This window comes from Bradyrhizobium sp. P2_E8, from assembly GCF_056403875.1.
In genome coordinates, this window is record NZ_JBFUES010000320.1 from 1 (window position 1) to 11165 (window position 11165).

Here is an 11165-nt window from a genome sequence, read left to right on the forward strand (position 1 = left end):
GTCATCGCGTTCATCCGCCGGCTCTATCTCGCCGGCGTCACCGACCCCAAGCGCCTGACCTTCAAGGGTCTCCAGGCGCTGGCGCGGGCGTAATTCGGCTCGTTTCGRCCCGTTTCAGCCCCGGGTTCCGTACCCCCGCTCTCCCCAGCGTGATTGCAACCCAGCGGTGAATATCTTGCCGCTTGGGCCGGCTCGGAGTAGATGACGTCCCCGGCTGGGTCACTCGGGAACTGGGGAAATGCTGAAACAGCTTTTTGCGCCGCAACTGGTCATTCTGTATGTGCTCGCGGCATCGACGATCTACGTTCACTTCCGCGGCAAGCAGCGGCTGCGCTTCGCGCGCCAGCTTGGCGATCACTCGACCTATCTCGCCCCCTACAATGTGCTGATGTATGCGGGCTCGGCGGTGCCGAACAAGCCGGTGATCCCGGTTGAGCAGTTTCCCGAACTCAAGCCCCTCAGCGAGAACTGGGAGACCATCCGCGACGAGGCCGTGCGCCTGTTCGACGAAGGCTTCATCCGCGCGGCCGCCAAGAACAACGACTGGGGCTTCTACTCGTTCTTCAAGAGCGGCTGGAAGCGCTTTTACCTGAAATGGTACGACGACTTCCTGCCTTCGGCGCGCACGCTGTGCCCGAAGACGGTGGAACTGCTCAATTCGATTCCGAGCGTGCACGGCGCGATGTTCGCGATGCTGCCGCCCGGCGGCAAGCTGGGCGCGCACCGCGATCCGTTCGCCGGCTCGCTGCGCTATCACCTCGGCCTCGTCACGCCGAACTCGAACAAGTGCCGCATCCTGGTCGACGGCGTCGAATGCGTCTGGCGCGACGGCGAGGCCTTCATGTTCGACGAGACCTTCATCCACAGCGCCGAGAATGCGACCGACGTCAACCGCATCATCCTGTTCTGCGACGTCGAGCGCCCGATGAAGTTCGGCTTCATGACCGCGATCAACCGTTGGGTCAGTCATCACATCGTCAAGGCATCGGCGACGCAGAACGTCGATGGAGAGAGCGTCGGCGTGCTCAACAAGGTGTTCGGCAAGCTCTACGAGATCCACCTCGCCAGCCGCAAGGTCAAGGAGTGGAACCGCAACGTATACTACACGCTGAAATACTCGCTGACGGCGCTGATCCTCGGCCTCATCGTGATGTCGGCGCTGCGGTAAGCCGAGGTGGGTAGGGTGGATTAGCGGAGCGTAATCCACCGTTGGCTGTCGATACATTCGACGACTTACTTGCGGATCGTGTGGAGTGGTGGACTACGCTTCGCTAATCCACCCTACGATCCCTACGATGTCGGAATCGCAAAGCCCCGGAGCGTGCTCCGGGGCTTTGTTTTTGCGTTACGCCGGTTTGGCGGCGGTGCGGATGATCGACCCGACATGCTGGCCGCGCAGCGCGGCCGTGATGCGGCCGGGAACGAGGCCGTTGACGACCTGCACGCGTGCGACGTGCCGCGCGTTGGCCATCACCTCGATCAGCGCCGGGTCGAACGGCAGCGTGCCCTTGAGCTTCGCAAGCTCGGCGAAGCTGGTCTCCTTCAAGAGCTCCGCTGTCTTGCCATCGGCGCCATTGGGATCGGTGGTATAGACGCCGTCAACATCCTCCACGATCGTGAGACCCGCGGCGCCCAGCGCGTCGGCGAGCAGGAAGGCGCCGGTGTCGGCCCGATGCAGCGGAATGCGCGCGGTCGGGAATTCGTGATGGTGGTACGGCGGAAACGCGCTGCCGACCACCGCCCGGCTGGCAGTGAGGTGAATGGCGAGCTGGCTCGCGATGGTGGGATGCTCGATATAGGAGACACCCTCCGGCGCGAGCAGGCTCGCCAGGATATGCCCGTTCTGGCCGGCCTCACTGGCCGCGAGGGGCGCGAGCGAGCCGACCGGCAGGCCGAGGTCGAGACCGACGCTGTAGAGATGGCGGGCGCGGATGCCGGCGCCGGTGAGGATCAGCAGGCGATGCTCTGGTAGCAGCGAGCGCAGCTCGTCGACGAGCGGGAGGATCGCTTCCTGACCGCGGTCCATGATGCGGCCGCCGATCTTGATGACCTGCAGCCAGGGCAGCAGCTTGATCGGGCGGTTGCCGGCGACGGGGCGGGTGAGATCGCTGTCGAGCAGAGTCTGGCGCGCGAGCGGCGAGGCGACGTGCTTGATCTGGTTGGTGACAGTCATGGCAAAAGTCTCTTCAGCTCGCACTGATGATGGTGCCGACGTGCTCGCCCGCGAGCGCGCGGGTGAGATTGCCGGGGACGAGGCCGTTGATGATCTGCACCTGCCGGACATGGCGCGCCGAGGTGAGGAGATCGAGCACCGGGAATTCGAGGATCGAATCCTGCAGGCCCTTGGCCTTCATCTCCCCCACAGAGATTTTCGGCATGAAGGTGGCGTTCTTCGACGTCTTCGGGTTCGAAGTGTAGAGACCATTCTCGTCCTTCACATAGATCATCGCCTTGCAGCCGAACTGCTCGGCGACGAGGAAGCATCCGGCATCGGTGCGATAGGGCGGGATCACGCCTTCGGCCGCGGGCCGCATCCACAGGCTATAGGGCGGCATGCCGCTGAAGATCACCGCATTCACCTCGGCGAGGAACAGCGGCACCGAGGAGAGCCCGGCGCTGGAGACGGCGGAGATGCCGTGCTTGGCAAGCAACTGCCCGAGCATCGCGGCGTTCTGATCGGCCACCGAGGCGGCGAGCTGTGAGAGCACGCCCGCGGGCAGGCGCAGTCCGGCCGCGATCGAATAAAGGTGCCGTGCGCGTGTCCCGGCGCCGGTTCCGATCAGCAGCTTGTGCGCCTTGCGGGCGGCGACGATCTCCTCGACCAGCGGATAGACGGCGGCACGGCCGCGATCGATCACGCTCTGGCCGCCGATCTTGATGACGGTGGCGTCCGGGAGGATGCGGAAATCCGGCGCCGCTTCTGCCGCTGCCAGGAGCTGTGGGTCGGTGAGCGAGCGCTGCATCAGCAGCGCTTCAAGCTCGGTGGTCGTGGTCGACATCGGAGACATCCTCTCTTTGGCAATGCATTCTGTACTGCGGACCAGCCGGTCGATCGCTTGTGCGAATCTTGCTGGATAGTTCGATCCATGGCAACAACGTTGCCGCGATTGAGTGGCTGAATTTGGAGCAGGCGATGGCCCCCTTGCCGACCGCGAACACCGAGATAGCGCAGTTCTTCCGCCGATGGCTGGAGACCTTCGCGGGCTATGTCCGCGAGGTCGACTATGCTTCGGCGAGGCCGCTGTTTCATCCCGAGGTGCTTGCCTTCGGCACGCACAACGATGTCATCCCAGGCCTCGACCAATGGGTCACCACGCAATGGGACAATGTCTGGCCGAAGACGGCCGACTTCCGTTTCGTGCTCGAGCAGACCTCGGTTCTGGCATCCCCCGACGGTGCGATGGCGACCGTGATCGCACCGTGGACCAGCACCGGCTATCATCCCGACGGCAGCGAGTTTCCGCGACCGGGGCGGGCGACGATGGTGTTCYCCAAAACCGCCGACGGCTGGCTGTGCGTTCATTCCCACATGTCGCTCAATCGCGGCGTCCCGCAGGTGAGTCACGCCAATCGGCCGGTGAAGGCCTGGTAGATTCGATCCGAATCAAAAAGGCCCCGGACATGTCCGGGGCCTTTCGGTTTCGAGATGTCGTGCAGCCTATTCCGGCTGGCCGATCGAGACCTTCAGCGTGCCGACGCCGTCGACGCCGCATTCGAGCTTGTCGCCGGGCTGGAGCTGCGACAAGCAGGCGCCGATCTCCCAGGGACGCTCCTTCTTGCGCGAGGCGATCTGGAGGTCGCGGCGGGTGAGGTCGATGCCGACGGCGTAGCCGTAGACATGGTCGAGCGCCTTGTCGGCGGGAATGTTGAGGCCACCGCTCTTCATCGCGACGATCAGCTCGACCTCGTGATGCAGGTCCTTGGTCAGCGGCGGATAGGGGATGGTGGCGCCATCGGGCACCAGCATGTCGGCGTGCTTGGCGAAGAAGAACGGCGGCGCGCGCTCGTCATTGCCCATCTCGCGGATGTGCTCGAGATAGTTGCGGCCGACGCACCAGATGCGGCGCACCGGGTAACGGCCGGCCTCTCCGACGACGGGAAGCGATGGTTGCGATGGAAGCGGAATGACGTAGGAGGCGGCGTTCATGAAGCGGTCTCGCTGCTCTTGAGGTGAAGGGAATTCTATGCGGTTGCGCTGATCGGCGCCAGAGTGCCGGCGTCGTGATGTTGCAGGCGGAAGAACGAGGCGTAGCGACCCGAGCGGCGGAGCAGCTCGTCGTGCCGGCCCTGCTCGACGATCTCGCCGCCCTCGACCACCAGGATGCTATCCGCGTGCATGATGGTGTGCAGGCGGTGCGCGATCACGATGGTCGTGCGGTTCTGGCAGAGATGCTCGATCGCCTCCTGCACCTGCTTCTCTGACTCGGAGTCCAGCGCGGCGGTGGCTTCGTCCAGCAGGATGATCGGCGCGTTCTTGATCAGCGCGCGCGCCACCGCGATGCGCTGGCGCTGGCCGCCCGAAAGCTGCGTGCCGTGCTCGCCGACCGGCGTGTCGTAGCCGAGCGGGAAGCTCATGATGAAATCATGCGCGCAGGCCGCTTTCGCGGCGTCGATGATCTGGTCTTCGGTCGCGCCCGGCTTGCCGAAGGCGATGTTGTTGCGGATGGTGTCGCGGAACAGATAGACGTCCTGGCCGACATAGGCGGTCTGCGCGCGCAGCGACTTGCGCGAGACCGCGCCGATCGACTGGCCGTCGATGACGATGTCGCCTTGCGTCACCTCGTAGAAGCGCAGCAGCAGCCCCAGCACGGTGGACTTGCCGCCGCCGGACGGGCCGACCAGCGCGGTGACCTTGCCGGGCTCGGCGGTGAAGCTCATGCGGTTGAGGACGGTCTCGCCAGTCCGGTAGGAGAAGCTGACATCGCGCAGCTCGATCCGTGCGTCCGACAGCTTCAGCGCCGGCTTGTCGTCGTCGGAACGCTCGCTCGCCGGGCTGTCAACGACTTCCAACAGCATGCGCGCGCCGACGAGCTGGCTATTGAGGTCGATATTCAGCCGCGCCAGTCGCTTGGCCGGCTCGGTCGCCATCAGGAAGGCGGTCATGAAGGAGAAGAACGCGCCCGGCGTGGCGTTGAGCGCGACCACGGCATAGCCGCCGTACATCAGGCAGCCGGCGACTGCGAAGCCGCCTAACATCTCCATCAGCGGGTTGGAGCGGTTGGCGACGCGGGCCATCTTGTTGGCGTTGCGCTCGACGATCGCGATGTTCTCGTCGATGCGCTTCTGCATGGTCTCTTCGAGCGTGAACGCCTTGACGGTGCGGATGCCCTGCAGCGATTCCTGCATCGTCTCCATGATGTCGGCGGTGCCGGTGAACTGGTTGAAGGCGAGGCCCTTGATGCGCTTGACCAGCTTGCGCAGCACCAGCATCGCGGGCGGCACCGCGACGAGGCCGATGAACGACATCAGCGGATCCTGCCACACCATCACGCCGATCATCGCGAGCAGCATCAGCAAGTCGCGCCCGATGGCGTTGACCAGCATGTTGAGCACGTCGGTGATCGACTTGGCGCCGGCCGTCAGCCGCGCCAGGAATTCGGACGAATGCCGCTCGGAGAAGAAACCGATGCTCTCGCGCATCAGCTTGGCGAACAGCTGGCGCTGGTTGGTGGCGAGGATCGCGTTGGAGATCTTGGTCAGGATCACCATGTGGCCGTAGGTCGCCACGCCCTTGATGAAGAGCAGGATCACCGTGATGCCCGAGAACATCGCGATGCCCGGGATGTTCTTGTCGACATAGGCCTGGTTGATGACCTGGCCGAGTACATAGGTCGCGCCCGCGGTCGACCCGGCGGCAAGCGCCATCAGGGCGAAGGCGACGAGATAACGCCGCCAGTAGACGATCCCCTGTTCCGTGACCAGGCGGCGAATCAGGACCGCTGCCGTATAGGGATCGTCAGTGATTTTCTTTGGAAACTGGGCCATCCGTAGTCCATTGACGGCGCAAGGAAAAGCCTGCCCGCGCGTCRGGGATCGATGGGCTTCTGTGCCCGCTAAAGCGGGGCTTTTCAAGCCCAATTAAGGGCTTGCGTCCGGATGGAATCTAGGCCGAGACGGCGTGGCGGAGCTCGCCATGGCGCTCGCGGAACARCTTGTCCTCCCAGGCCAGCGCGTGGGCCGCGATGGTCTCGAGGTCGTCGTATTGCGGCTTCCAGTCGAGCAGGCCGCGGATGCGGCTGGTGTCGGCGACCATGGTCATGATGTCGCCGGGCCGGCGCGGGGCGTATTGCACGGCGAAGCTGCGCCCGGAAACCCGGCGCACCGCGTCGATGGTCTCCAGCACCGAATAGCCACGGCCATAGCCGCAATTCAGCGTCGTCGAGGCGCCGCCATTGCGCAGGTAAGCCAGCGCCGAGCGGTGCGCCTGCGACAGGTCCGTGACGTGGATGAAGTCGCGGATGCAGCTGCCGTCCGGGGTCGGATAGTCGGTGCCGAACACGTCGATCTTGGCGCGCTGGCCGGTCGCGGCCTCGACCGCGATCTTGAGCAGATGCGTGGCGCCGACGGTGGCAAGGCCGATGCGTGCCTGCGGATCGGCGCCGGCGACGTTGAAGTAGCGCAGGGCGACGTACTGCATGCCGTAGGCGGCGGCGACGTCGTGCAGCATGATCTCGGTCATCAGCTTCGACGAGCCGTAGGGCGACAGCGGCCGCGTCGGCGCGTGCTCGGGCACCGGCACCTCGTCCGGATTGCCGTAGACGGCGGCGGTCGAGGAGAAGATGAAGCGGCCAATGCCGCGCTTCACTGCGACGTTGAGCAGGTTGCGCGCGGTCATGAAATTGTTGCGGTAGTAGCCGAGCGGATCGCGCATCGACTCCGGCACGACCACCGAGCCGGCGAAATGGATGATGCTCTCGATGTTGTGCTGGGCGATCACGCCCTCGAGCAGGTTCTCGTCGCCGGCATCGCCAATGAACAGCGGCACACCTTCCGGCAGGTACGCGGAGAAACCGGTCGAGAGATCGTCGATCACGACGACGTCCTCGCCGGCTTCCGCCAGCGCCAGGACCGTGTGACTTCCGATATAGCCGGCGCCGCCGGTGACTAGCACAGTCATGATCTCACCCGTCTTCGATCAACGCGCCAAGCTACCGTTTGCGTGGTGAAGAGGGGGTATCGGCGCGGCTGAACTGGTCACTATGCTTAATGTTGCGTATAGGGGGTATGCTAAACGGAGCATGACGTGGCGAACTCCCCGGACGATCTGCAAGTGATCGTGCCAAATCTGCACAGGCGCTATTCCGGGGTCACCGCGACCAACCGGATGGTGGCGCCGCGGCTGGCAAGACTGTATCGCGCGGCGTGGTTCGGCTCGGACGCGCCGGAGGGGATCGCGCGGCTGAGCGGTGCCGATTTCCTCAAGCTATGGCGCCGCAAGACGCCGCTGATCTGGCATGCGCGCCGCAACAACGAGATGATCGCAGGCGTCGTGCTGCGCGCACTCGGCTGGCCGCTGAAACTGGTCTTCACCTCGGCGGCGCAGCGTCACCACAGCTGGATCACGCGCTGGCTGATCCGCCGCATGGACGCGATCATCGCGACGTCGGATCTCTCGGGTTCGTTCCTGAAGGTGAAGGCCACGGTGATCCCGCATGGCGTCGACACCGACGTCTATGCGCCGCCGATGGATCGTTCGGCGGCGTTCGCGGAAACCGCGCTGCCGGGCCGCTACGCGATCGGCTGCTTCRGCCGTGTGCGCGCGCAGAAGGGCACCGACGTGTTCGTCGATGCGATGTGCCGGTTGCTGCCGCGCTATCCTGACTTCACCGCAATCATCGTCGGTCAGGTCACGCCGGAGCAGATGTCCTTCGCGAACGACCTGAAGAAGCGCATCGAGGCAGCCAACCTGCAATCGCGCATCGTCATCACCGGCGAGTTGCCGATCGAAGCGGTGCAGCGCTGGTACCAGCGCCTGACGATCTACGCCTTCACCTCGCGCAACGAAGGTTTTGGTTTGACGCTGATCGAGGCGATGGCGGCCGGCAGCGCACTCGTCGCCGCGCGCGCCGGTGCGGCCGAGCTTGTCGTCGAAGATGGCGTCACCGGCGTGCTGATCCCGACGGGCGATGCCGATGCGCTCGCCGCGGCGCTGGAGCCTCTGATGCGCGATGTGGCTGCCGCAACCGCAATGGGCGAGCGCGGACGGGCGCGGGTGCTCGAAAAATTCAGCCTCGATGCCGAAGCGGCGCGGATCGGCCAGGTCTATCGTCCGCTGCTCTGAGCCACCGCTGTCGCGCCCCCAAAACAAAAAGCGCGAAAACAACCCCATGCACAGTAGCCGGGGTTAGCGAAATCAATTGCTTGGGGGCGGGATCGATGCGCTGCTGATTTTACGAAACCCGGTAGACTCGTCGGGCAAGACACCGGCAGGATGTCATCATTGGCGAAGCCSCGGCGGCCTTACGTCTCGGCCCGCGCTCCCGCCTCACTCAGCACCTTCTCCGCAATCGCAACCACCTCGGACGCTGCGATATCGCGCATGCAGCGGTGGTCGTTCATCCTGCAGATCGTGCTCTGGCAGGGCTGGCACGACAGCACGCTCTTGTCCTGGACTACCGTGGCGGCAAGGCCGTTGAGGGGGGCCCAGAGGTAGGGGCTGGTCGGGCCGAAGATGCCCATGGTGGGCGTGCCCAGGGCCGCTGCGATATGCATCAGGCCGGAATCGTTGGAGATGGCGACGCCGGCCGCGGCCATGGCCAGCACGCCGTTGCGCAAATCGGTGCCGGTGAGGTCGCGGACATCAGGGCCGCCCGCCGCGACGATCTCCTGGGCGAGGCCCTTTTCGGCGGGGCCGCCCACGACCCAGACTTCGAGGCCACGCTCGACCAGCAGCCGGGCGGCCTCCGGATAGTAGGTCCAGCGCTTCGAGACGCCGACCGAGCCGGGGGCCAGCGCCACGGCCGCGCCGGCGCCGAGGCCATTGGCCTGCCGCCAGCGGACGATGTCCTCGGCCGGGACCCGCAATTGCGGCACCGGCCATTCCGGCGGCAGGGGGGCGCCGTCGGRCTGGGCGAGGGCCGCGTTCTTGTCGATGAAGCGGGGCAGCTTTTTCTCGCCCCAGCGCCAGTGGTTGAGCAGGCCGAACCGGAACTCGCCGACGAAGCCGACCCGTTCGGGGATCCCGGCCAGTGCGGGCGCGATGGCGGCCTTCCAGGTCCGGGGCAGCACCAGCGCGGTGCCGTAGTTCCGCTCGCGCAGGAGCTTTGCCAGGCCGAACTGGCGGCCGACGGCGAGCCGACCGCGCGGCAGGTCCCAGACGACGCCAGAGCGTACGCCGGGCATGTAATCGACCAGCGGCGCGCAGAGGGACGTGGTCAGGAGATCGACCGGCCGATTCGGCCAGCGCTGTTTCAGGACCCGGACCACGGTGTGATTCCGGACGAAATCGCCGATCCACATGTAGGGAACGATCAGGATCGGGCGGGTGTCGCTCCGATCTGCGCTTCCACTAAATTGTGAATTTTGATTCATTCGTTAATAGGACCGAGGGCGGACTGATCTGGCGGTTCGGTTAGCCGCTCCCGGCCGGCAGGTAAAGCCGGGGAGCGCGTTGGTCCCAAAATGCTTACACTTTGGCAGATGATGCGCTACGGCAGGTATCGGGCCGCGAAGATCGGGCAGGGTGGTTGGAATGTTGCTGGTGACCGGCGGAGCCGGTTTTATCGGGTCGAATGTCGTGGCCGCGTTGAACGACGCCGGCCGCAGTGACGTCGTCGTCTGTGATTTCCTCGGCACCGAGGGCAAGTGGCGCAATCTCGCCAAGCGCCAGCTTGTGGATATCGTCCCCCCAGCCGAGCTGCTGGACTGGCTGAAGGGCCGCAAGCTCGACGCCGTGATCCATCTCGGGGCGATTTCCGCGACCACCGCGACCGACGGCGATCTCGTGTTCGAAACCAATTTCCGCCTCTCCATGCGCCTGCTCGACTGGTGCACGGCGAATGCGGTGCCGTTGATCTACGCCTCCTCGGCGGCGACCTATGGCGACGGCGAGGCAGGCTTTGACGACGATGCGTCGCTACCCGCGCTGAAGAAACTGCAGCCGATGAACCTCTACGGCTGGAGCAAGCACCTGTTCGATCTCGCCGTCGCCGAGCGCGTCGCACGCGGCGAGAAGCTGCCGCCGCAATGGGCGGGGTTGAAATTCTTCAACGTGTTCGGCCCCAACGAGTATCACAAGGGCTCGATGATGAGCGTGCTGGCGCGGCGCTTCGACGACGTGAGGGCGGGCCGCGCCGTGCAATTGTTCAAGTCGCATCGCGAGGGCATCGCCGACGGCGACCAGCGCCGCGATTTCATCTATGTCGACGATGTCGTGCGCGTCATCATGTGGCTGCTGGCAACGCCCTCGGTGTCCGGGCTGTTCAATGTCGGCACCGGCAAGGCGCGCAGCTTCAGGGATCTGATGCTGGCCGCCTATGCGGCGCTCGGGGCGAGGCCCAACATCGAATATATCGACATGCCCGAACAGATCCGCAACAGCTATCAATACTTCACCCAGAGCGAGGTCGATCGCCTCTGCCGCGCCGGCTATAACGGCGGCTTCACGACGCTCGAGGATGCGGTGAAGGCCTATGTCGGGGATTATCTCGACCGGCCCGACCGCTTCCGCTGAGGCTCCAGGATCATGCCGACGCCCATTCTCGATTTCGACGCCCTCGCGCAAACGATCTCAGGCCGCACGGTGCTCTGCATCGGCGACATCATGCTGGACGAGTTCGTCTATGGCGAGGTGTCGCGGATCTCGCCGGAAGCGCCGACGCCGGTCATCGTTGCCCAGCGCAGCGAGATCGATATCGGCGGCGCYGGCAATGTCGCGCGCAATATCGCCATCTATCGCGGCGCCACGCTGCTCACGCCCAATCGCAAGGAATTTGCCGAGGCGACCCGCAGCCGCGCCGACACGCCGCAGAGCATCGTCGATGCCAGCGAGGACGTGATGCGGCTCGCCGATTGCGAGGCGATCCTGGTCACGCAAGGCGAGCACGGCATGACGCTGGTGYCGCGCCAAGGCGCGGCCGTTCACGTTCCGGCCGTCCCCGTGAAGGTGCGCGACGTCTCCGGCGCCGGCGACACCGTCGCCGCCGCGCTCGCGGTCTCGCTCGCGG

The 11165-nt window shown here is 65.2% G+C and carries 11 protein-coding genes; 5 read left to right on the forward strand and 6 right to left on the reverse strand.

Annotation, left to right across the window (positions count from 1 at the left end; translation table 11 throughout):
- Nucleotides 1-238 precede the first annotated feature (238 nt).
- A complete protein-coding gene (locus AC1D00_RS18905; RefSeq protein WP_027545117.1) occupies nt 239-1168 on the forward strand; it encodes an aspartyl/asparaginyl beta-hydroxylase domain-containing protein in 930 nt (309 codons plus the stop codon).
- 177 nt (nt 1169-1345) lie between these two features.
- On the opposite strand, the gene AC1D00_RS18910 is transcribed toward AC1D00_RS18905, so the two are convergent.
- Both AC1D00_RS18910 and AC1D00_RS18915 read right to left on the reverse strand, forming a co-directional pair.
- On the reverse strand, nt 1346-2173 hold the full coding sequence (locus AC1D00_RS18910; RefSeq protein ID WP_477011703.1) for an amino acid kinase family protein: 828 nt from the start codon (nt 2171-2173) through the stop codon (nt 1346-1348).
- A 13-nt stretch (nt 2174-2186) separates the two neighbouring features.
- Nucleotides 2187-2999 carry an amino acid kinase family protein gene (locus tag AC1D00_RS18915; RefSeq protein WP_477011704.1) on the reverse strand — a complete coding sequence of 271 codons (813 nt, stop codon included), beginning with the start codon at nt 2997-2999 and terminating at the stop codon, nt 2187-2189.
- Nucleotides 3000-3133: 134 nt separating this feature from the next.
- Here AC1D00_RS18915 and AC1D00_RS18920 point away from each other — a divergent pair, with 134 nt between their 5' ends.
- Nucleotides 3134-3592: a YybH family protein gene (locus AC1D00_RS18920; RefSeq protein WP_477011705.1), complete on the forward strand. Its 459-nt coding sequence runs from the start codon at nt 3134-3136 to the stop codon at nt 3590-3592.
- 66 nt (nt 3593-3658) lie between these two features.
- Here AC1D00_RS18920 and AC1D00_RS18925 read toward each other — a convergent pair whose 3' ends face one another.
- The 3 genes from AC1D00_RS18925 to galE form a co-directional block, all read right to left on the reverse strand.
- Entirely contained in the window at nt 3659-4147 is a 489-nt protein-coding gene (locus tag AC1D00_RS18925) for a fumarylacetoacetate hydrolase family protein (protein WP_477011706.1), read from the reverse strand.
- Between the two features lie 35 nt (nt 4148-4182).
- Nucleotides 4183-5985 (reverse strand): ABC transporter ATP-binding protein, encoded by a 1803-nt coding sequence (locus AC1D00_RS18930; protein WP_477011707.1) that lies wholly within the window; start codon nt 5983-5985, stop codon nt 4183-4185.
- Between the two features lie 118 nt (nt 5986-6103).
- A complete protein-coding gene (gene galE, locus AC1D00_RS18935; protein WP_027545121.1) occupies nt 6104-7117 on the reverse strand; it encodes a UDP-glucose 4-epimerase GalE in 1014 nt (337 codons plus the stop codon).
- Nucleotides 7118-7243: 126 nt separating this feature from the next.
- Between galE and AC1D00_RS18940 the strand changes: the two genes are divergently transcribed.
- Nucleotides 7244-8281 carry a glycosyltransferase family 4 protein gene (locus tag AC1D00_RS18940; RefSeq protein ID WP_477011708.1) on the forward strand — a complete coding sequence of 346 codons (1038 nt, stop codon included), beginning with the start codon at nt 7244-7246 and terminating at the stop codon, nt 8279-8281.
- Nucleotides 8282-8460: 179 nt separating this feature from the next.
- Here AC1D00_RS18940 and waaF read toward each other — a convergent pair whose 3' ends face one another.
- Complete coding sequence (gene waaF / locus AC1D00_RS18945; protein WP_477011709.1) at nt 8461-9531, reverse strand: lipopolysaccharide heptosyltransferase II; 1071 nt, start codon at nt 9529-9531, stop codon at nt 8461-8463.
- Nucleotides 9532-9691: 160 nt separating this feature from the next.
- Here waaF and rfaD point away from each other — a divergent pair, with 160 nt between their 5' ends.
- Complete coding sequence (rfaD, locus tag AC1D00_RS18950) at nt 9692-10672, forward strand: ADP-glyceromanno-heptose 6-epimerase (RefSeq protein WP_404558021.1); 981 nt, start codon at nt 9692-9694, stop codon at nt 10670-10672.
- A gap of 12 nt (nt 10673-10684) precedes the next feature.
- Nucleotides 10685-11165 (forward strand): PfkB family carbohydrate kinase (locus tag AC1D00_RS18955; protein WP_477011710.1); only part of this gene is annotated, 481 nt, incomplete at its 3' end.

Excerpts from the sequence above, each read along its gene's own strand:
- AC1D00_RS18915 (WP_477011704.1), bottom strand. The coding sequence starts at position 2,999 with ATGTCGACCACGACCACCGAGCTTGAAGCGCTGCTGATGCAGCGCTCG.
- AC1D00_RS18905 (WP_027545117.1), top strand. The coding sequence starts at position 239 with ATGCTGAAACAGCTTTTTGCGCCGCAACTGGTCATTCTGTATGTGCTC.
- AC1D00_RS18910 (WP_477011703.1), bottom strand. The coding sequence starts at position 2,173 with ATGACTGTCACCAACCAGATCAAGCACGTCGCCTCGCCGCTCGCGCGC.
- AC1D00_RS18930 (WP_477011707.1), bottom strand. The coding sequence starts at position 5,985 with ATGGCCCAGTTTCCAAAGAAAATCACTGACGATCCCTATACGGCAGCG.
- AC1D00_RS18925 (WP_477011706.1), bottom strand. The coding sequence starts at position 4,147 with ATGAACGCCGCCTCCTACGTCATTCCGCTTCCATCGCAACCATCGCTT.
- rfaD (WP_404558021.1), top strand. The coding sequence starts at position 9,692 with ATGTTGCTGGTGACCGGCGGAGCCGGTTTTATCGGGTCGAATGTCGTG.